The 19648-nt window shown below is 70.9% G+C and carries 18 protein-coding genes; 3 read left to right on the forward strand and 15 right to left on the reverse strand.

What is annotated here, in order from left to right; translation table 11 throughout:
- Window positions 1-24 precede the first annotated feature (24 nt).
- Both E4F25_RS01780 and E4F25_RS01785 read left to right on the forward strand, forming a co-directional pair.
- Window positions 25-1497, forward strand: a complete 1473-nt coding sequence (locus tag E4F25_RS01780) for an alanine/glycine:cation symporter family protein (protein WP_140908558.1) — start codon at window positions 25-27, stop codon at window positions 1495-1497.
- Window positions 1484-2044, forward strand: a complete 561-nt coding sequence (locus E4F25_RS01785; protein WP_407062799.1) for an NUDIX hydrolase — start codon at window positions 1484-1486, stop codon at window positions 2042-2044. The genes E4F25_RS01780 and E4F25_RS01785 overlap by 14 nt, the downstream gene beginning before the upstream one ends.
- A gap of 20 nt (window positions 2045-2064) precedes the next feature.
- Here the strand turns inward: E4F25_RS01785 and efpL are convergent, their stop codons facing one another.
- From efpL to E4F25_RS01825, 8 genes are read right to left on the reverse strand one after another with little or no spacing between them, the layout of a single operon-like run.
- The gene (gene efpL / locus E4F25_RS01790) at window positions 2065-2631 is read right to left on the reverse strand and encodes an elongation factor P-like protein EfpL (protein ID WP_140908559.1); all 567 of its coding nucleotides are present in this window, start codon (window positions 2629-2631) and stop codon (window positions 2065-2067) included.
- 7 nt (window positions 2632-2638) lie between these two features.
- Window positions 2639-3409, reverse strand: coding sequence for an SDR family NAD(P)-dependent oxidoreductase (locus E4F25_RS01795; protein ID WP_140908560.1), 771 nt, complete (start codon window positions 3407-3409; stop codon window positions 2639-2641).
- Between the two features lie 29 nt (window positions 3410-3438).
- Window positions 3439-3930 carry a GNAT family N-acetyltransferase gene (locus E4F25_RS01800; RefSeq protein WP_140908561.1) on the reverse strand — a complete coding sequence of 164 codons (492 nt, stop codon included), beginning with the start codon at window positions 3928-3930 and terminating at the stop codon, window positions 3439-3441.
- Complete coding sequence (locus E4F25_RS01805; protein WP_140908562.1) at window positions 3927-6500, reverse strand: sensor domain-containing protein; 2574 nt, start codon at window positions 6498-6500, stop codon at window positions 3927-3929. Before E4F25_RS01805 ends, E4F25_RS01800 begins: the two co-directional genes overlap by 4 nt.
- Complete coding sequence (locus E4F25_RS01810) at window positions 6497-7396, reverse strand: hydroxymethylglutaryl-CoA lyase (RefSeq protein WP_140908563.1); 900 nt, start codon at window positions 7394-7396, stop codon at window positions 6497-6499. Before E4F25_RS01810 ends, E4F25_RS01805 begins: the two co-directional genes overlap by 4 nt.
- A 1-nt stretch (window position 7397) precedes the next feature.
- Window positions 7398-9410, reverse strand: a complete 2013-nt coding sequence (locus E4F25_RS01815) for an acetyl-CoA carboxylase biotin carboxylase subunit (protein WP_140908564.1) — start codon at window positions 9408-9410, stop codon at window positions 7398-7400.
- A gap of 43 nt (window positions 9411-9453) precedes the next feature.
- Entirely contained in the window at window positions 9454-9834 is a 381-nt protein-coding gene (locus E4F25_RS01820; protein WP_140908565.1) for a GxxExxY protein, read from the reverse strand.
- A 50-nt stretch (window positions 9835-9884) separates the two neighbouring features.
- A complete protein-coding gene (locus E4F25_RS01825) occupies window positions 9885-10655 on the reverse strand; it encodes an enoyl-CoA hydratase-related protein (protein ID WP_140910261.1) in 771 nt (256 codons plus the stop codon).
- A gap of 163 nt (window positions 10656-10818) precedes the next feature.
- Here E4F25_RS01825 and E4F25_RS01830 point away from each other — a divergent pair, with 163 nt between their 5' ends.
- Complete coding sequence (locus E4F25_RS01830) at window positions 10819-12738, forward strand: FTR1 family protein (RefSeq protein ID WP_140910262.1); 1920 nt, start codon at window positions 10819-10821, stop codon at window positions 12736-12738.
- Between the two features lie 40 nt (window positions 12739-12778).
- Here the strand turns inward: E4F25_RS01830 and E4F25_RS01835 are convergent, their stop codons facing one another.
- From E4F25_RS01835 to E4F25_RS01865, 7 genes are all read right to left on the reverse strand, one after another.
- The gene (locus tag E4F25_RS01835) at window positions 12779-13144 is read right to left on the reverse strand and encodes a hypothetical protein (RefSeq protein WP_140908566.1); all 366 of its coding nucleotides are present in this window, start codon (window positions 13142-13144) and stop codon (window positions 12779-12781) included.
- Window positions 13141-13650, reverse strand: coding sequence for a bactofilin family protein (locus E4F25_RS01840; RefSeq protein ID WP_140908567.1), 510 nt, complete (start codon window positions 13648-13650; stop codon window positions 13141-13143). Before E4F25_RS01840 ends, E4F25_RS01835 begins: the two co-directional genes overlap by 4 nt.
- Before the next feature lie 95 nt (window positions 13651-13745).
- Window positions 13746-15707: a BCCT family transporter gene (locus E4F25_RS01845; RefSeq protein WP_140908568.1), complete on the reverse strand. Its 1962-nt coding sequence runs from the start codon at window positions 15705-15707 to the stop codon at window positions 13746-13748.
- 33 nt (window positions 15708-15740) lie between these two features.
- A complete protein-coding gene (locus tag E4F25_RS01850; RefSeq protein ID WP_140908569.1) occupies window positions 15741-17351 on the reverse strand; it encodes a carboxyl transferase domain-containing protein in 1611 nt (536 codons plus the stop codon).
- Between the two features lie 69 nt (window positions 17352-17420).
- The gene (locus tag E4F25_RS01855; protein ID WP_140908570.1) at window positions 17421-17756 is read right to left on the reverse strand and encodes a hypothetical protein; all 336 of its coding nucleotides are present in this window, start codon (window positions 17754-17756) and stop codon (window positions 17421-17423) included.
- 79 nt (window positions 17757-17835) lie between these two features.
- Window positions 17836-18213, reverse strand: coding sequence for a hypothetical protein (locus tag E4F25_RS01860; RefSeq protein ID WP_140908571.1), 378 nt, complete (start codon window positions 18211-18213; stop codon window positions 17836-17838).
- A 122-nt stretch (window positions 18214-18335) separates the two neighbouring features.
- Window positions 18336-19511: a thiolase family protein gene (locus tag E4F25_RS01865; protein WP_140908572.1), complete on the reverse strand. Its 1176-nt coding sequence runs from the start codon at window positions 19509-19511 to the stop codon at window positions 18336-18338.
- Window positions 19512-19648: the final 137 nt, after the last annotated feature.

Here is a 19648-nt window from a genome sequence, read left to right on the forward strand (position 1 = left end):
CTTTTCCGCAGGGGAGCGGCTGTCTTGCAAGAGACCCTCGACGCGATCAACGCGATCATCTGGAGCCCCGCGCTCATCTACCTGTGCCTGGCGCTGGGCCTGTACTTCTCCATCCGCACGCGCTTCATGCAGGTGCGCGGCGTGCCGGAGATGCTGCGGCTGATGGCCAACAACAAGTCCTCGCAGTCGGGCGTTTCGTCGTTCCAGGCGCTGGCCATGTCGCTCGCCGGCCGCGTCGGCACCGGCAACATCGCCGGCGTCGCCACCGCGATCGCGTTCGGCGGCCCGGGCGCGGTGTTCTGGATGTGGGTGATGGCGTTCCTCGGCGCCTCGACTTCCTACGTCGAGTGCACCCTGGCGCAGATCTACAAGGAGCGCGACGACAACGGCCAGTACCGCGGCGGCCCCGCCTACTACATCGAGAAGGCGATGGGGCAGAAGTGGTACGCGTGGCTGTTCGCGGTGGTCACCATCGCGGCCTGCGGCTTCCTGCTGCCGATCGTGCAGATCAACACGCTGTCCGAGAGCATGGTCAACGCGTTCGAGGTGCCGCCGCTGGCGCTGGCAGCGGTGATCACCGTCGGGCTCGCGCTGATCATCTACGGCGGCGTCAAGCGGATCGCGACCTTCGCCGAGGTCGTGGTCCCGTTCATGGCCGCGGCCTACATCATCGTCGCGGTGGCGCTGATGGTGCTCAACGCCGACCGCCTGCCGGCGATGTTCCAGATGGTCATCGGCAGCGCCTTCGGATTCGACGCCGGCTTCGGCGCGATGGTCGGCCTGGCGATCGAGTGGGGCGTCAAGCGCGGCGTCTACTCGAACGAGGCCGGGCAGGGCACCGGTCCGCACTCGGCCGCCGCCGCCGAGGTCGCGCACCCGGCGCAGCAGGGCTTCGTGCAGGCGTTCGCGGTCTACGTGGACACGCTGCTGGTGTGCAGCGCGACCGCCTTCATGATCCTGTCGACCGGCATGTACAACATCCCCGATCCGGCGGTCGCCGGTGGCTTCCTGTACCAGGCGCTGCCGGGTGCGGTGGCCGGTCCCGACTTCCCGCAGGCGGCGGTGGACTCCGCGCTGCCGGGCTGGGGCGCGGGCTTCGTGGCGCTGGCGGTGCTGTTCTTCGTGTTCACCACGCTGGTCACGTACTACTACATGGCCGAGACCAACGTCGCCTACATCAACCGCAAGGTGCACCGGCCGTGGCTGATCCAGCTGCTGCGGGTGGTGATCCTGGCCGCGGTGGTCTGGGGCGTGCTGCGCACCACCAGCGCGGCCTGGGGCTTCGGCGACATCGGCGTCGGCCTGATGGCCTGGCTCAACCTGGTCGCGATCATCATCCTGCAGAAGCCGGCGCTCGCCGCGCTGCGCGACTACGAACGCCAGCGCAAGGCGGGCGGTGAACTGCGCTTCGACCCCGAGGGCCTGGGGATCCGCAACGCCGAGTTCTGGGTCAGGCGCAAGCACGAGCAGGACGCCGGCGCGGGTGCCGGGGACTGACCCGCGACGCCCGTTGCAGGCCGCGCTGGCGGACTACCGCCGGCGCTGGCCGGGCGAAGCGGGCACGGTCGCGCTGTTCGAGGAACTGCTGGCGGAAGGCGGCCACGGGTTCCTGCGCGAGCGGCTCGCCGGGCACTTCACCGCTTCCGCCTGGCTGGTCGCCGCGGACGGCGCGCGCACCCTGCTGACCCACCACCGCAAGCTCGGGCTGTGGCTCCAGCTCGGCGGCCATGCCGACGGCGACGACGACCTGGCGCGCGCAGCGCTCAAGGAAGCCGGGGAGGAGTCCGGGCTGCCGGACCTGCGGCTCGAGGGCGACGCGATCTTCGACCTCGACCGCCACTGGATCCCCGAGCACAAGGGCGTGCCGCCGCACTGGCACTACGACGTGCGCTACGTGGTGCGTGCGGGCGCGGACGAAGCCTTCGTGGTCAGCGACGAGTCGCACGCGCTGGCGTGGCGCGGGATCGCCGAACTGGCGCGCGACGAAGCGGCGGACGCGTCGGTCCGCCGCATGGCGCGGAAGTGGATGGAGCTGCGCGTGTAGGAGCGGCGCTGGCGCCGCGATCAGTCCGCGCGGCCGGCGAACTCGCCGGTGGTGGTGTTGACCCACACCTTCTCGCCGCTGGCGACGTACTCGGGCACCAGGATCTCGATGCCGGTGGACAGCGTCGCCGGCTTCGGCCGCTTGGTGGCGGTGCCGCCCTTGAGCTCCGGCGGCGTCTCGACCACCTCGATCGCCACGCTCTGCGGGAGTTGCAGCGCCACCGGCGTGTCGTCGATGAGTTGCACGTAACAGCCGGACAGGTCGTCCACGATGTAGCCGGCGTCGTCGCCGACCAGGTCGGCGTCGAGCGTGTACGGCGTGTAGTCCTCGTCGTCCAGGAACACGAAAGCCTCGCCGTCGCGGTAGGAGTAGGTCGCCTGCCGGCGCGTCAGCTCCACCTCGCGCAGGTCGTCCTCGGCGCCGAGGCTGAGGTCGAGCTTGTTGCCGCCCGGCACGGAGTACAGCGTGAAACGGTACTTGACGTTGCCGCCGCGGCCCTGCGGCGAGCTGCGCTCGATGTCGCGGACCTGGTAGACGCCGCCGTTGTGCTCGACGACGTTGCCCTTCTTGATGTCGTAGGCCTTCATGGAGTGCTTACTTCGGTGCCAGGCGCGTCGCGCCGTCGAGGCGGATGGTCTCGCCGTTGAGGTAGGTGTTGCCGAGGATGTACGCGACCAGCGAGGCGTATTCCTCCGGCTTGCCGAGGCGCGAGGGGAACGGGATCGAGGCAGCGAGCGACTCCTGCACGCTGTCCGGCATGCCGTCCACCATCGGGGTCCAGAACACGCCCGGGGCGATGGTCATCACCCGGATCCCGAAGCGCGCCAGCTCGCGCGCCATCGGCAGGGTCATGCCGACCACGCCGCCCTTCGAGGCGGAATAGGCGGCCTGGCCGATCTGGCCCTCGTAGGCCGCGACCGACGCGGTGTTGACGATCACGCCGCGCTCGCCGTCCTCGCCCGTTTCGTTCTCCTGCATCAGCGCGGCGGCGGCCTTGGCGACGTTGAAGCTGCCGACCAGGTTCACCATGACCGTGGCCTGGAAGCGCGACAGTGGCATCGGGCCTTCCTTGCCGAGCACGCGCCCGGCGCCAAGGATGCCGGCGCAGTTCACGGCCACGTTCAGGCCACCCAGGAACCCGCGGGCCTGGGCCAGCGTCGCCTCGACCTGCGCCTCGTCGGTGACGTCGGTGCGGAAGAAGCGCGCGTTGCCGTCGCCGAGTCCGGCGACCGCTTCGGCGCCTTTCTCCTCGTTGACGTCGAGCAGCGCGACCTTGCCGCCCTTGGCGACCAGGTGGCGGGCCACGGCGAGTCCGAGTCCGGACACGCCGCCGGTGATCACGGCGCGTGAGGCATTCAGTTGCATCGGGCGATCCTGCGGGGAAAGCCGCGATTTTACAGGTCGCGGAGGTAGAACGTATTGCAGCCGCCGTGCCCGGTGGCCCCCAGCGGGCCCTCGATGCGGCGGAAGCCGCTGCGCGCGTACAGGCGCTGCGCCGCGCCCATCCCGGTGAGGGTTTCCAGGTAGCAGCGGGCGAACCCGGCGGCGCGCGCCGCCTCCAGGCAGCGGGCCATCATCGCCGTGCCCGCGCCCAGTCCGCGGGCCTCGGGCAGGAAGTACATCTTGCGCAGTTCGCAGGTGTCCGCCGGCCCGGCGACCAGCGGCGCGATCCCGCCACCGCCCAGCACGGAGCCGTCGCGCTCGAGCACGAAGTAGGCGTTGCGCGGGGCCGCGTAGGCGCGCGACATCCAGTCCACCTCGGGGTCGTTGATCGCGAAGCCCTCGCCACAGGCGCCGAACTCGGGCATCACGGTGCGGATGATGCGCGCGACCGCGGCATCGTCCGCGGGCGCGATCGGCCGGATCGACCAGTCGCGAGCGCTCATGCGGTGACGGTCTCCGAGGTCGAGCCCGCCAGCCGCGCCGCGAACTCGTCCGGGGCCAGCCCGGGTGCGAACAGGAAGCCCTGGCCGACCGGCACCCCGAGCGCGATCAGGAAGTCGCGCTGCGCCCCGGTCTCCACGCCCTCGGCGACCAGGCCGAGCCCGAGGCTGCGCGCGATCCCGGCTACCGCCTGGCACACCGCCACGTCGGATTCGTTGCCGGGCACGCCGTGCACGAACATCTGGCTCAGCTTGAGCCCGTGGATCGGCAGCCGGCGCAGGTAGTTGAGCGCGCTATAGCCCTCGCCGAAGTCGTCGATCGCCAGCTTCACGCCGAGCGCGCGCAGCGCGGCGAAGTTGCGCTGGGTGTCGGGCGCGTCCTCGATCAGCACGCGCTCGGTGAACTCGAGCTCGAGCGCGTCGCCAGGCAGCCCGAACTCCTCCAGCAGCGCGCGCACGGTGATCGCCAGGTCGTCGCCCAGGAACTGCCGGTAGGAGACGTTGACCGCGATCCGCACGTCGCCGGGCCCGCTGTCGCGCCAGGCGCGCGCCTGGCGGCAGGCCTCGCGCAGCACCCAGTTGCCGATGCGCACGATGTCGCCGGTGACCTCCGCGTGCGCGATGAAGTGGTCCGGGCGCATCTCGCCCAGTTGCGGGTTGTCCCAGCGGATCAGCGCCTCGGCGGCGACGATGCGGCCGCTGGCGAGCTCGACCTGCGGCTGGTAGACAAGGTGGAACTCGTCGTTCTCGACCGCGCGCCGCAGGTGCGTCTCCACCCGCAGGCGCTCCTCGCGCGACTTCGCCAGCGCCGGGGTGTAGGCCTGCCAGCCGTTGCGGATGCGGCGCTTGGAGTCGTACATCGCCGCGTCCGCGTTCTGGATCAGCGCCTGCACGGTGCTGCCGTCGGTGGGGGAGTGGGCGATGCCGATGCTGGCGGTGATCGCGAAGTCCTCGTCCTCGAAGTGGAAGCTCTCGCCGAGCGCATCCACGATCGCGTTGGCGATGCGTTCGGGGCGGCCGGGGTCGTCGGAGGCGCCGCACACCACCAGGAACTCGTCGCCGCCGAAACGCGCGACCAGCCCTTCCTCGCCGACTGCGTCGCCGATGCGCCGCGCCACCGACACCAGCAGGCCGTCGCCGGCGGCGTGGCCGAGCACGTCGTTGACCACCTTGAAGCGGTCCAGGTCGACGTACAGCACCGCGAAGCGCGACATCGCCGGATCGTCGAGCCAGTCGGCGACCTGGCCGAGGATGGCGTCGCGGTTGAGCATTCCGGTGAGCGGGTCGGTGCGCGCCTGCACCCGCAGCGCCTCCTCGGCGCGCTTGCGCTCGGTGATGTCCTGCACGGTGCCGGTGAGATGCAGGGCCAGCGGGTTGCCGGCCTCGGACTCGCCGATCACGCGCACCCAGAACGTCTCCCCGGCACGGGTGCCGCGCAGCTCCAGGTCGAAGCCGCTGCCGCCGGCGAGCAGCCGCTCGACCGCCGCCTGCAGGCGCTTGCGGTCGTTCTCGACCAGCACCTGCTGCGCCTCGTGCATGGTCCCGGGCGGGTGCTCCAGGCCGAGCATGCGCATGGCCTCGCCGCTCAGGTACAGGCGGTCGCGCGCCGAGTCCCACTCCCAGGCGCCGATGTGCGCCATCTCCTGCACGCGCGCGAACAGCGCGCTGTCGCGCTTGAGCTTGGTGACGTCGGTGAACAGCGACAGCACCTGGTGCGGCCGGTCGGCGCCCGGCGCGTACTGCGGCACCGAGGTCACCGCGAACCAGGTCAGCTTGCGCAGGCCCAGGTGGTAGAAGCCGAGCACCTTGTTGTCCTCGGCCTTGCCCTGGCGCAGTGCGCGGAACGAGGGCATGTCCTGCTCGGACAGCTCCTTGCCGTCCTCGTCGATCACCTTCCAGCGCGACGGGCGCATCGACTCGGCCACGCCCAGGGTCGGATCAACGTCGAGCATGCGCATGGCCGCGGCGTTGGCGTAGACGACCGTGCCCGAGGCGTCGCGCACCAGGATGCCCTTGTCCACCACCGCCATCAGCTCGCGGTAGCGCAGCTCGGCCTCGGCGCGCCCGCTCATGTCGCGCGCCACCGCGACCACGCACGGCTGCGCCTCGTACTCGAAGTTGGCCGAGTGCACCTCCACCGGGAAACGGGTGCCGTCGGCCCGCATGTTGGTGACCTCGACCACGTGGCTGCGGCCGCTGGCGAGGGTGTCGCGCACGGGCCCCATGTGGTCGCGCGGCAGGTCCGGGTTCAGCACGTTGATGTCCTGGCCGATGATCTCGTGCGCGGGACGGCCGTACGCCTCGGCGCCGGCGCGGTTGAGGTCGAGCACGGTGCCGTCCCAGGCGATCACGCTCACCGGGTCGGGCACCGCGTCGAACAGAGCGCGGTAGCGGACGCGCTCGGACTCGGCCACCAGCAGCGCGACCTGCAGCGCGTCGGCGGCGTCCTGCAGCAGCGCGCGGGCGTCGTCCGGCAGGCCCGGGTCACCAAGCGCGCCCAGCAACGCGAGCAGCGTGTCCTCGCCGCCCGGCGCGGGCGGCTGGGGCGGGGCGTCTGGCGCGCGCCTGCTCACGCCCCCGCCAGCGCGCGGCCGACCTTGCTGCCGCTTTCGCGCCCCAGCAAGGCCGCCAGCCAGCGCCCGGTGGCGACCAGCCGGTCCAGGTCGATGCCGGTCTCGATCCCGAGCCCGTGCAGCATGTACACGACGTCCTCGCTGGCGACGTTGCCGCTGGCGCCGCGCGCGTACGGGCAGCCGCCGGTGCCGGCCACCGAGGAGTCCACCACCGCCACGCCTTCCTCCAGGCAGGCGAGGATGTTCGACAGGGCCTGGCCGTAGGTGTCGTGGAAGTGCACCGCAAGCCGCTCCATCGGCACTTCGCCGGCAACCGCGCGCAGCATGTCGCGGGCCTTGCCCGGGGTGCCGACGCCGATGGTGTCGCCGAGCGAGACCTCCTCGCAGCCCATCGCGTGCAGCGCGCGCGCCACCCGCACCACGTCCGCCAGCGGCACCTCGCCCTGGTAGGGGCAGCCGAGCACGGTGGAGACGTAGCCGCGCACGCGCACGCCGTCCGCGCGCGCCCGCTCGAGCACCGGGGCGAAGCGCTGCAGCGACTCGTCGATGCCGGCGTTGGTATTGCGCTGGTTGAACACTTCCGAGGCCGCGGTGAACACCGCGATGTCCTCCGCACCCGCGGCGCGCGCGCGTTCGTAGCCCTGCAGGTTCGGCACCAGCACCGGGTAGCGCACGCCCGGACGGCGCTCGATGCCGGCCATGACCTCGGCGGCGTCGGCCAGCTGCGGGATCCACTTGGGACTGACGAAGCTCGTCGCCTCGATGCTCTGCAGGCCGGTGGCCGAGAGCCGGTCGATCAGTTCGATCTTGGCGGCGGTGGGGACGATCGCCTTTTCGTTCTGCAGCCCGTCGCGGGCCCCGACTTCGACGATGCGGACGCTGCGGGGGAGCGCCATCTCAAGCCTCCAGCTCCAGCAGCACGGTGTCGGCCTCGACGAACTCGCCGGCGCTGGCGGTGACGGCCGCGACCTTGCCGTCGCGCGGCGCCTTGAGCGCCAGCTCCATCTTCATCGCCTCGATCACCAGCAGTTCCTGTCCCGCCACGACGTTGTCCCCCCGTGCGGCCCGGACCACGACCACGCGTCCCGGCATCGGCGCGCGCAGCTTGTCGTCCTGTACCGACGACGTGTCGCTGTCCCGACGATACACCTCCACCGGAACCAGCGGCAGGCGGCGCTCGCCGTCGTGCAGCACCAGGCTGCCGGGCGCGTGCAGCACGCGGTAGCTGGCGGCGGCGCCGTCGAAGCGGGCGCTCAGGACGCCATCGTGCAGGAATGCGCCGTCAACTTCCACGATCGCGCCTTCTTCCGGTGCCATCGGCTGGATGCTGTAGCGGCCGCCGTGGCCGTGGGCCACGAGGTCCAGGCGCCGGCTGCGATGCAGGAAGCCGAGCAGGCGCTTGCCCGCATGCCCCAACCGCCAGCCGTCCGCCAGCGCCCACGGCGATCCCGGATCGCCGGAGGCCGCGGCGCGGCGCGCGGCCGCCTGTTCCTGCAGCAGCATCCGCGCGGTCGCCGCCGCGACCAGCAGCGCGGGCGCGATCGGCGCGTCGGGATCGGGCAGGAACTCGTCCAGGTGGCGGTCGAGGTAACCGGTGTCGATCCGCGCCTCGACCACCGCGGGATGCCGCACCAGCCGCTCGAGGAAGGCGATGTTCGACTTCGGCCCCGCGACTTCGCACTGCGCCAGCGCCTCGCGCAGGCGCGCCAGTGCCCGCGCGCGGTCGGCGTCGTGCACGATCAGCTTGGCGATCATCGGGTCGTAGAAGATGGTGACCGTGTCGCCCTCGACCACGCCCGAGTCCACCCGCACGTGCGCCGACGCCGCCGGCAGCCGCAGCCGTTCCAGCTTGCCGGAACCGGGGAGGAAGCCGGCTTCCGGATCCTCCGCGTACAGCCGCACCTCGATCGCGTGGCCGCGCTGCGGAATGTCCTCCTGCGCCAGCGGCAGCGGGGCGCCGGCCGCGACCCGCAGCTGCCACTCGACCAGGTCGAGCCCGGTGGTCATCTCGGTGACCGGGTGCTCCACCTGCAGCCGGGTGTTGATCTCCATGAAGAAGAACTCGCCCGACGGTGCGACGATGAATTCCACCGTGCCCGCGTTCGCGTAGTCGATCGCGCGCGCGGCCTGGACCGCGGCCGCTCCCATCGCCGCGCGCAGCTCCGGCGTCACGAACGGAGAGGGCGCTTCCTCCAGCACCTTCTGGTAGCGCCGCTGCGCCGAGCACTCGCGCTCATTGAGATGGATGACGTTGCCGTGGGCGTCGCCGAACACCTGGATCTCGATGTGGCGCGGGGACTCGACGTAGCGTTCGAGCAGCACGCGGTCGCGGCCGAAGGCGTTGGCGGCCTCGCGCTGGCAGCTCTCCAGCGCCGAGGCGAACTCGCCCGCTTCGCGCACGATGCGCATACCCTTGCCGCCGCCGCCGTGCGCAGCCTTGATCATCAGCGGATACCCGATCCGATCGGCCTCGCGCCGGAGCAGGTCGGGCGACTGGTCCTCGCCGGTATAGCCCGGCACCACCGGCACCCCGGCCGCCGCCATCAACTCCTTGGCACCGGCCTTGCTGCCCATCTTCCGCATCGAGGCCGCCTTGGGCCCGATGAACACCAGGCCGGCGGCCTCGACCGCGTCGGCGAAGTCCGCGTTCTCCGACAGGAACCCGTAGCCCGGATGGATCGCCTGCGCGCCCGAGGCCAACGCCGCCGCGATGATCGCGTCCCCGCGCAGGTACGACTCCTGCGGCCGCGGCCCGCCGACCGGATACGCCTCGTCCGCCAGCCGCACGTGCTGCGCATCCCGGTCCGCCTCCGAGAACACCGCCACCGTCCGCACCCCCAACCGCCGCGCCGTCCGGATCACCCGGCAAGCGATCTCCCCGCGGTTGGCAATCAGGATCTTCTCGAACATTCTTTTGGCCACAGATTTCACAGATAAAAAAGGATTTGGCTCGTCAGTAGATGCGGCGTCGCACTTGGGCCTTGGGGCCAAAGTTCAGGAGAAGGCCCAAAGGGATATTCGTGGCTTTCAGGTAGTTCAGAAGCTGGGCATCATGGGCAGGGAGAAGGTGCTCCACGGCTTTGATCTCCACGATCACTTTACCTTCCACCAGGAAGTCTGCCCTGAAGATGCCGACGCATTTTCCCTTGAAGCGCACTTCCAGGCTGGCTTGGCGCACGAAGCCAATTCCCTGGGCTTCCATCTCCAGTGCCAGGGCATTTTCGTAGACCCCTTCCAGGAAGCCATGCCCCAGCAGGTTATAGGTCTCGTAGAACGCACCAATGATCCGGCGGGTCAACGCGGCTTCGATGTACCGGCGTGAGTTCGCATCCATGCGCACCCAATCCTTTTTTTCATCTGTGAAATCTGTGGCTAAAAAATGCCTTACCCCACCCACGAAGGTTTGCGTTTTTCGAGGAAGGCGGTGATGCCTTCCTGGCCTTCGGGGGAGACGCGGAGGCGGGCGATGAGGTCGGCGTTGGCGGCGTCGATGGCGACCGGGCCGGAGGCGTGGGCGACGTTGCGGACCAGGGCCTTGGCCGCGGCGGCCGCGACCGGGCCGGCTTTCAGCAGCAGGTCGACCTGGCGCTGCACGGCGGCGTCCAGCGCGTCCGCCTCCACCACCTCGTGCAGCAGGCCGATGCGGTGCGCCTCGGCGGCGTCGAAGACCTCGGCGCTGGCGAAGTAGCGGCGCGCGTTGCGGCTGCCGATGGCGGCGACGACGTAGGGCGAGATCACCGCCGGCAGCAGGCCTAGCCGGCTCTCGGTGAGCCCGAACTTCGCCGCGGGCACGCCGATGGCGATGTCGCAGGCGGCGACCAGGCCGACGCCGCCGCCGAACGCGGCGCCGTGGACGCGGGCGATGGTCGGCTTCGGCAGTTCGTCCAGGGTGCGCAGCAGGCGGGCGAGGGCGAGGGCGTCCTCGCGGTTGGCGTCCTCGCTGGCCGCGGCCATGCCGCGCATCCAGTTCAGGTCGGCGCCGGCCGAGAACGAGGCGCCGGCGCCCTCCAGCACCACCACGCGCACCGCGGCATCGGTGGCCAGCCCCTCGAGCGTGCGGGTCAGGGCCGCGACCAGGGCGTCGTCGAAGGCGTTGTGCAGTTCCGGGCGCTCCAGGCGCAGGCGGGCGACGGCGCCGTCCCGGGTCAACCGCATGGGTTCGCTCACGCCTCGGCTCCTGCTGCTGGATGGCGCTCCATGATACCGGCGGGCACCGCGCGCCCGGCCTGGCCTTGCCGGAAGCAAATGCGATCCATTCTCGTTTTCTCGTAGAATGCGGGGATTGTTTCCGACGGACACCCCGATGCGCCTGCTCCCGATGAGCCTGCTCCGATTCGTTTCCCTGGCCGTCCTGCTGGCCGCGGCGCTTGCCGCCAGGGCCAACCCGCAGGTGCAGCAGCTTTGGCAACTGCTGGACTACATCGCGGTGGACTACGCCGCGGCCGTGCAGGACGGCGAGGTCATCAGCGAGCTCGAATACGGCGAAATGCAGGAGTTCTCGGCGACGGTGTCCGAGCGGCTGGCCGGGCTCCCGGCGGAGCCGGCGCTCCCGGACCTGCAGGCGCGGGCGCAGGCGTTGCAGCAGGCGATCGCGGGCAGGGCGGACCCGTCGGAGGTGGACCGCCAGGCGCGCGCGCTGGCCGACGCCCTGCTCGAGGCCTATCCGGTGCCGCGCGGTCCCGCCGAGGTGCCGGATCTGGCCCGCGCCGACACCCTGTACCACCAGTACTGTGCGAGCTGCCACGGCCCCACCGGCGACGGCGACGGTCCCGCCGGGGTCGGCCTGGAGCCGGCGCCGATCGCCTTCACCGACCTCGAGCGCGCGCGCCAGCGCAGCGTGTTCGGCCTCCAGCAGGTGATCGAGAACGGCCTCGACGGCACCAGCATGGCCAGCTATGCGCAGCTGCCCGAAGCCGACCGCTGGGCGCTCGCGTTCCACATCGGGCAGATGGCCTTCCCGGACAGCGAGGCCGGCAAGGCGCTGTGGGAACGGCGCGCCGACGTGCGCGCCGCGCTGCCCGACCTGGATGCACTGGTGCAGGCGCTGCCCGCCTCCATCGCCGGCCTGCAGGGCGCCGAGGCCGATGCGCTCACCGCGTACCTGCGCCGGCACCCGGAGGCCACCGCCGAGGCCGCGCCCGGGAGCGGCGGCCTGCTCGACCTGGCGCGCCTGCGCCTGCGCGAGGGTGCCGCGGCCTACGCCACCGGCGACCACGCGCTCGCGCGGGAAAAGATCCTGTCGGCCTACCTGGACGGGTTCGAGCCGGTCGAACCCATGCTGCGTGCGCGCGACGCCGGGCTGATGGCCGAAGTCGAGACCGCGATGGCGCGGCTGCGCGCGGACATCGGCAGCCGCGCGCCGGTGGGCGAGGTCGCGGCGCGCGCGGACGAGGTCGCGGTGCTGCTCGACCGCTCGGAGCAGGTGCTCACGGACGACCAGGCCGCCGGTGCCGGCGCCGCCTTCGTCGGCGCGCTGACCATCCTGTTGCGCGAGGGCATCGAGGCCCTGCTGCTGGTGATCGCGATGGTCGCGTTCCTGCGCAAGGCCAACCGCACCGATGCCATGCCGTACGTGCACGCCGGCTGGATCGGCGCGCTGCTGGCCGGCTTCGCGACCTGGTTCGCGGCCACCAGCCTGGTCGCGATCAGCGGCGCCAGCCGCGAGATCACCGAGGGCATCGCCGCGCTGGTGGCGGTGGTGGTGCTGGTCTCGGTCGGCATCTGGATGCACGGCAAGGGCCAGGCCGACGCGTGGCAGCGCTACATCCGCGAGAAGCTGTCGCACGCGCTGTCGAAGGGCTCGAGCTGGTTCCTGTTCGGGCTCGCGTTCCTGATCGTGTACCGCGAGGCCTTCGAGACGGTTCTGTTCTACGCGGCGCTGTGGAGCCAGGGCAACCACGCCGCGGTGCTGTCCGGCGCGGCGGTGGCCGCGGTGGCGCTGGCGGTCGTGGCCTGGGCGATGTTGCGCTTCAGCAGGCGGCTGCCGTTCGGCACCTTCTTCAAGGCCAGCGCGGTGCTGATCGCGGTGCTCGCGGTGGTGCTGGCGGGCAAGGGCGTGGCCGCGCTGCAGGAAGCCGGCTGGGTGTCGATGACCCTGGTGCCGGTGCCGCGCGTGGACCTGCTCGGCATCCACTCGACGCTGGAAACGCTGCTGGCGCAGCTCGTGGTGCTGGTCGTGCTGGTGGCCGGGTTCGCGTGGAACGCGCGGATGGCGCGGGGGTTGGCGGCGGCGCGCTGAAAACCTTCGCGGCTTCCGCCGCTCCCACAAGGAGGAGCGGTCAGTGCTTGCGGCGGGCCTTCGCGCCCGTCGCCTCGGTCATCTCGACCTCGAGCGTGAAGCTGCGCTGGTCGCCGGGATAGAGCGCACCGACGCCGATCACCTGGCGGTTCACTTCCTCGCCGCGCTCGTTGCGGATGCTCAGCACCATGGCGTACTCCCAGGTGCGGTCGTCGCCGCCGGGCGGTGCGAGCGTGCCCTCGATGTGCAGCGGCTTGACCTTCGTCTTGTCGCGCGCGAGCGACGCCTCGTCGTAACGCAGGTGGCCCCGGCACGCGGGGCACACGCTGGCACTTTCGAGGATGGTCGCCTTGCAGTGGGGGCAGGCGCGGGTCGCGCCCGCGCTCCCCGGGCGCGCCGTGCTCATGACGCGGACAGCGACTCCACCTTGGCCTTGCCGTTGCTGCCGGCGCCTGCGGACTTCTCGTCCCAGCCGAAGTCGGCCTGGCCGCGCATGCGCGCGCCCGCGGCGACGGTGAGCGAGCCGGCCTTGACGTCGCCGACCAGCACGCCGCCCTGCTGCAGTTCGACCTGCTGCGCGGTCTCGATGTTGCCCTCGAGCTCGCCGGAGATGACCACGCGGCGCGCGCGCACGCCGCCGGTGAGCTTGGCGCCCTGCTCGATGGTGAGGTCGCCCTGCACGTTGACGTCGCCCTTGAACTTGCCGGCGATGCGGACGTTGCCGGCGCCCTCGATCTTGCCCTCGATGGTGAGATCGGCGGCGATCAGCGATTCCTTGCCGGAGGCCTGGCGCTGGGCCGGGGCGGCCTCGGGCGCGGTGTTGGCGGCCGGCGGCTCGCGGAACGGCGCCGGCTCGTTGGTGAACGGGGACGCTTCCTTCCTGGCCGCGGTTTTCTGGTCGAAGATCGCCATGTCTGTTGCCCTCTGCGCGAAGTCTGCAATGGATCCGGATCCCCCGGGACGATCGAGCCTAGCACGCTCGCCCGGGGGCCTTGCCGTGACCGTCGTCAAGCGGATGCGTAGAGGAAGTGGCGGAAGCGGTTGTAGTGCACCAACGCGTCTGCAATCACCTGTTCAGCGTCGTAACCGTAGATGTCGTAGCCGCGCCCGCCCTGCGCCAGGAACACCTCGACCTGCCAGTACCGGGTGCGATCGCCCTCGCGGCGGGCGGCATCGGCGAGCGCGAACGCGGGGATCGCGTGCTGCACCGCGCGCGCGGCGTACAGGAAATCCGGCACGCCCTCGTGCACCACCCGCAGCCAGGCGCCGCCGTCCGCGTCGCGGCCGGACTCCGCGGCCAGCCCGCTGCCGGCCATCTCGGCCGCCACCCGGGCCAAGGCCCCGGCCACCACCTCGTCCAGGTACTTGTCCGCCTGTGCCCGGGTAGGGTGGTTGACGATCGCGGCCAGCCGGCGTCGCCAGGGCACCGTCGTGCCGGGGACGGCCGGCGGGGCGGGCAGCAGCGCGCTGCGGTGGAGCAGGGTCTCCTCGCGCAGCGCCTTCCAGATGCCGTAGCACATCAGCAGCATCACCAGCGCCAGCGGCAGGCCCGCGATTACCGCGGCCATCTGCACCGCCGCCAGCCCCCCGGCCAGCAGCAGGGTGCCGGCGACCGCGCCGCAGGCGAGCGCCCAGCCGACGCGCAGCCACAGCACCGGCTCCTCGTCGCCGCGCGAGGTGATCATCGCGATCACCAGCGCGCCGGCGTCCGAGGCGGTGACGAAGTACACCGCCACCAGCAGGCCGGTGATCCACGACAGGAAGGTTGCCCACGGCAGGTAGTCGAACACGGTGAACAGCGCCACCGGCATGTTGTCGGCCACGGTGCGCCCGATCTCGCCGTCGGCGACGTTGATGTCGAGCCAGATCGCGGTGTCGCCGAAGATCGTGAACCAGATGAAGCTGAAGCCCGCCGGCGCGAACAGCACGCCGAATAGGAACTCGCGGATGCTGCGCCCGCGCGAGATGCGCGCGATGAACATGCCGACGAACGGCGACCACGAGATCCACCAACCCCAGTAGAACAGGGTCCAGGTGCCGACCCAGTCGGTCGGCTCGTAGGCGTAGATGTGGAAGGTGCGCGAGACGAAGCCGTCCAGGTACAGGCCGATGTTCTCGACGAACGCGCGCAGCAGGAACTCGGTCGGCCCCAGCGCCAGCACCAGGAACATCAGCAGGAACGAGACCAGGATGATCAGCTCGCTCATGCGGCGGATGCCATTGTCCAGGCCGGTCGCGACCGTCAGCGTCGCGAGCAGGGTCACGATCGCGATCAGCCACAGCTGCATCGCCAGCGACTGCGGCAGCCCGAACAGGTAGTTCATGCTGGCGTTGAGTTGCGACACGCCGAGGCCGAGCGAAGTGGCGAGGCCGGCAAGCGTGCCGACCACGGCGAAGATGTCGATCAGGTCGCCGGCGATCCCGTCGGTGTGGCGGCCGAGCAGGGGCCGGAACGCCGAGCGCAGCAGCAGCGGCTGCCCGCGTCGGTACCCGAAGTAGGCCAGCGCGAGTCCCACCACCGCGTAGATCGCCCAGGCGTGCACGCCCCAGTGGAAGAACGTCGCCTCCATCGCGTCGCGCGCGGCCTGTGGCGAGCCCGGCGCCGCGTCCGGCGGGAAGCCGAAGTGGGTGATCGGCTCGGCGACACCGTAGAACACGATGCCGATGCCCATGCCGCCGCTGAACAGCATCGCGACCCAGGTGCCGAAGCCGTAGTCGGGGGTGGCGTCGTCCGGCCCGAGCTTGATCCGCCCCAGTGGGCTGAGCGCCAGCGCGAGCAGGAAGACCACGAAGATGCCGACCGAGAGCAGGTAGAACCAGCCGGCCTCGGCGATGATCCAGGCATTGGCGGCGTCGAACATCGCGGCCGCGCGCTGCGGCGCGAAGCTGGCGTAAGCGATCAGGCACAGCGCGATCGCGGTGGCGCCGAAGAACGGCAACGGCGACACACGTTCGAGCAATGCTTTCATCGGCGTCCCTGCGTGGCGGCCACCGCTGGCGCCCTACATCCGGAACACGCCGTAGCGCGGCGGCCCTTCGATCGGGGCGTTGAGGCTGGCCGAGATGCCCAATCCAAGCACGCGGCGCGTGTCGGCCGGGTCGATGATGCCGTCGTCCCACAGGCGCGCGGTCGCGTACCAGGGGCTGCCCTGGGTCTCGTACTGCTCGCGGATCGGGGCCTTGAACGCGTCCTCCTCCTCCGCGCTCCAGCTGCCGCCGCGGGCCTCGATGCCTTCGCGCTTGACCGTGGCCAGCACGCTGGCCGCCTGCTCGCCGCCCATCACCGAGATCCGCGCGTTCGGCCACATCCACAGGAAGCGGCCGCCGTAGGCGCGGCCGTTCATCGCGTAGTTGCCGGCGCCGAAGCTGCCGCCGATGACCACGGTGAACTTCGGCACGTGCGAGCAGGCGACGGCGGTGACCATCTTGGCGCCGTCGCGGGCGATCCCGGAGTGCTCGTACTTCTTGCCGACCATGAAGCCGGTGATGTTCTGCAGGAACACCAACGGGATGCCGCGCTGGTTGCACAGCTCGATGAAGTGCGTGCCCTTGAGCGCGCTCTCGGAGAACAGGATGCCGTTGTTGGCGACGATGCCGACCGGATAGCCGTGCAGGTGCGCGAAGCCGCACACCAGGGTCTTGCCGTAGCGCGCCTTGAACTCCTGCAGCTCGCTGCCGTCCACGATGCGCGCGATCACCTCGCGGATGTCGAACGGGCGGCGCGGATCCTTCGGCACGATGCCGTACAGCTCCTCGGCCGGGTACAGCGGCTCGCGGACCTCGCGCGTGGCTAGCGGCAACTGCTTGCGGCGGTTGAAGCCGCCGACGATGTCGCGCGCGATCTGCAGCGCGTGGCGGTCGTCCTCGGCGAAGTGGTCGGCGACGCCGGAGATGGAGGTGTGCACATCGGCGCCGCCCAGGGTCTCGGCATCCACGACTTCGCCGGTCGCGGCCTTCACCAGTGGCGGCCCGCCGAGGAAGATCGTGCCTTGCTCCTTGACGATGATCGACTCGTCGCTCATCGCTGGCACGTAGGCGCCGCCGGCCGTGCATGAGCCCATCACCACCGCGACTTGCGGGATGTTTTCCGCGCTCATCCGCGCCTGGTTGTAGAAGATGCGGCCGAAGTGCTCCTTGTCGGGGAACACCTCGTCCTGCAGCGGCAGGAAGGCGCCGCCGGAGTCCACCAGGTAGATGCAGGGCAGGCGGTTCTCGCGTGCGATCTCCTGCGCGCGCAGGTGCTTCTTGACCGTCATCGGGAAGTAGGTGCCGCCCTTGACGGTGGCGTCGTTGGCCACGACCACCACCTCCTGGCCCATCACCCGGCCGATGCCGCAGACCATGCCGGCCGCGGGGGCCTGGCCGTCGTACATGTCCTCGGCCGCGAGCGGCGCGATCTCGAGGAAGGGCGAGGCCGGGTCGAGCAGGGCGATGATGCGGTCGCGCACCAGCAGCTTGCCGCGGGCGACGTGCTTGCCGCGCGCCTTCTCGCCGCCGCCGTCGGCGGCACGGGCCAGGCGGCGGTCGAGTTCGGCAACCAGCGCACGGTGGAAGTCGGCGTTGTCGCGGAACTCCTGCGATCGCGGATCGAGTTGCGAGGTGATGGCGGCCATCCGCCGATTGTAGGGGCAAAAAAAAGACCCGCCGGAGCGGGTCTTTTCTCGAAGCGACGGAGTGGTGGCTCAGTCGTTCTCGCCGTCGATGGCGACGTCGGCTTCCTGCGCGGCCTCGTTGGTCTCGGCGGCAGCCTGGTCGGCGGCGGCGGAGACTTCCGCGGCGGCGTCCTGGGTGTTGCCGGCGATCTCGCTCACGGCCTCGCCGGTGGCGGCGGCAGCGGCTTCGGCGCCCTGCTCGACCATCTCGCCGGTGGCGGAAATGGCGTCGGAAGCCTCGGCGCCGGCGGCGTCGGCGGCGGCAGCGGCCTCGGCGGCCTCCTGCTGGGCGGCCGGGGTCTCGTTCTTGCAGGCCGACAGCGCCAGCACGGCGGCAGCGGCGATGACCAGAAGCTTGGTGTTCATGACTCTCTCCTCATGGATGTCCGTCGAACGGAAAAGCCGCCGTTGCCGGCGGCTCTCCGTAACCAGACCGAAGCCGGTCTTACTGGCCGTCGGTGTTGTTCTCGGCGTCGGCCGAAGCAGCAGCTTCCTCGGCGGCGTCCTGCGCCTGCTCGGCGGCGTCGGCCGCGTTCTCGGCAGCGTCGGCGGCGTCGTCGGCGTCGCCCATGTCGGTCGCCGAAGCAGCGGCGTCGGCCGAGGTGGAGGCAGCGTCGGCGGCGGCGGCAGCGGCGTCGGCCGAAGCCTGGGCGGCGTCGGCGGCGTCCATGTCACCCGCCATGGCGGCGTTGTCGGCGGCTTCCTGGGCCTCGTTCGCGGCCTCGGCGGCCTCGGCGGCCGAGTCAGCGGCCTGCTGCTGGTTGGTGCACGCAGCCAGGGCAAGGCCCATGGCAATGGCGAGCAGCGCCTTGTTGATGGTCATGAAATATTTCCTCGTCGTTGAGTTTGGCAACGCGCAACTGCGCGCCGATAACATGATGACAACCCCATGTCGCCTGTCAAGCGGCAGGGCGTCTTTTTTTGGTTAAAAAATCATTCGTCCTTTCACGCCATTTCCACGGCGACTGCGGTTGCTTCGCCGCCGCCGATGCACAGGGAAGCCACCCCGCGCTTACCGCCCCGGGCCTGCAGGGCATGCACCAGGGTGACCAGCAGGCGGGCGCCGCTGGCGCCGATCGGGTGGCCGAGGGCGACCGCCCCGCCGTTGACGTTGAGCCGGTCATGGGGGATGCCCAGGTCGGTCATCGGCGCCATGGCCACGCACGAGAAGGCCTCGTTGACCTCGAACAGGTCCACGTCGCCGACCGACCAGCCAGCCTTGTCCAGCACGCTGCGCAGGGCCGAGACCGGGGCGGTGGTGAACCACTCCGGCTCCTGCGAGTGGGTGGCATGGGCGACGATCCGCGCGACCGGCTTCAGCCCGCGGGCGGCGGCCTCGTCGGCCGACATCAGCACGGTGGCGGCGGCGCCGTCGGAGATCTTCGAGGACGAGGCGGCGGTCAGCACGCCTTCCTTGCCGAAGGCCGGGCGCAGGCCGGGGATCTTCGCCGGGTCGATCCGGCCGGGCTCCTCGTCGGTATCCACCACGACTTCGCCCTTGCGGGTCTTGACCGTCACCGGGACGATCTCGGCCTTGAACGCGCCGGAGGCGACGGCTTCCTGCGCGCGACGCACGCTCTCGGCCGAGAACGCGTCCAGCCTGGCGCGGTCGTAGCCGTACTTGTTGCAGGCCATGTCGCCGAACACGCCCATGGCCTTGCCGTCGTAGGGGTTGGTCAGGCCGTCGTGGGCCATGTGGTCCAGGAACTCGGCGCTGCCGTAGCGGATGCCGGTGCGCGAGCCGTTGAGCAGGTGCGGGGCGTTGGTCATGGACTCCATGCCGCCGGCGACGACCACCCTGGCCGAGCCGGCCTTGATGGCGTCGTGGGCCAGCATCACCGCCTTCATGCCCGAGCCGCACACCTTGTTGATGGTGGTGCAGCCGGCCGCCGGCGGGATGCCGGCGCCGAGCGCGGCCTGGCGGGCGGGCGCCTGGCCGAGGCCGGCCGGCAGCACGCAACCCATGATCACCTCGTCCACCTGGTCGGCGGCGAGCCCGGCGTGCTCGAGCGCGCCGCGGATCGCGGTGCTTCCCAGGACAGGCGTGGGCACCCCGGTGAACTGGCCGAGGAGGGAACCGATGGCGGTGCGCTTCGCACCGACGATCACGACATCCGACATGCTGACTCCGTTGGGTTTGTGACGGCCTCGCCGCATGTCGCGATTATCGCACCTGCTGCCGATGCCCGAAGAATTTGCATAATGGGCCAGCGGTGCGCAGCAGTTCCGCGGGGGTGGATGGCGCGCCGGGATGCGGA

This window comes from Cognatiluteimonas lumbrici, assembly GCF_006476065.1.
Classification (GTDB): Bacteria; Pseudomonadota; Gammaproteobacteria; order Xanthomonadales; family Xanthomonadaceae; genus Cognatiluteimonas; species Cognatiluteimonas lumbrici.

Excerpts from the sequence above, each read along its gene's own strand:
- E4F25_RS01820 (WP_140908565.1), bottom strand. The coding sequence starts at position 9,834 with ATGGATGCGAACTCACGCCGGTACATCGAAGCCGCGTTGACCCGCCGG.
- E4F25_RS01845 (WP_140908568.1), bottom strand. The coding sequence starts at position 15,707 with ATGAAAGCATTGCTCGAACGTGTGTCGCCGTTGCCGTTCTTCGGCGCC.
- E4F25_RS01830 (WP_140910262.1), top strand. The coding sequence starts at position 10,819 with ATGAGCCTGCTCCGATTCGTTTCCCTGGCCGTCCTGCTGGCCGCGGCG.
- E4F25_RS01800 (WP_140908561.1), bottom strand. The coding sequence starts at position 3,930 with ATGAGCGCTCGCGACTGGTCGATCCGGCCGATCGCGCCCGCGGACGAT.
- E4F25_RS01825 (WP_140910261.1), bottom strand. The coding sequence starts at position 10,655 with ATGCGGTTGACCCGGGACGGCGCCGTCGCCCGCCTGCGCCTGGAGCGC.
- E4F25_RS01810 (WP_140908563.1), bottom strand. The coding sequence starts at position 7,396 with ATGGCGCTCCCCCGCAGCGTCCGCATCGTCGAAGTCGGGGCCCGCGAC.
- E4F25_RS01840 (WP_140908567.1), bottom strand. The coding sequence starts at position 13,650 with ATGGCGATCTTCGACCAGAAAACCGCGGCCAGGAAGGAAGCGTCCCCG.
- E4F25_RS01815 (WP_140908564.1), bottom strand. The coding sequence starts at position 9,410 with ATGTTCGAGAAGATCCTGATTGCCAACCGCGGGGAGATCGCTTGCCGG.
- efpL (WP_140908559.1), bottom strand. The coding sequence starts at position 2,631 with ATGAAGGCCTACGACATCAAGAAGGGCAACGTCGTCGAGCACAACGGC.
- E4F25_RS01850 (WP_140908569.1), bottom strand. The coding sequence starts at position 17,351 with ATGGCCGCCATCACCTCGCAACTCGATCCGCGATCGCAGGAGTTCCGC.
- E4F25_RS01860 (WP_140908571.1), bottom strand. The coding sequence starts at position 18,213 with ATGACCATCAACAAGGCGCTGCTCGCCATTGCCATGGGCCTTGCCCTG.
- E4F25_RS01795 (WP_140908560.1), bottom strand. The coding sequence starts at position 3,409 with ATGCAACTGAATGCCTCACGCGCCGTGATCACCGGCGGCGTGTCCGGA.
- E4F25_RS01855 (WP_140908570.1), bottom strand. The coding sequence starts at position 17,756 with ATGAACACCAAGCTTCTGGTCATCGCCGCTGCCGCCGTGCTGGCGCTG.
- E4F25_RS01835 (WP_140908566.1), bottom strand. The coding sequence starts at position 13,144 with ATGAGCACGGCGCGCCCGGGGAGCGCGGGCGCGACCCGCGCCTGCCCC.
- E4F25_RS01865 (WP_140908572.1), bottom strand. The coding sequence starts at position 19,511 with ATGTCGGATGTCGTGATCGTCGGTGCGAAGCGCACCGCCATCGGTTCC.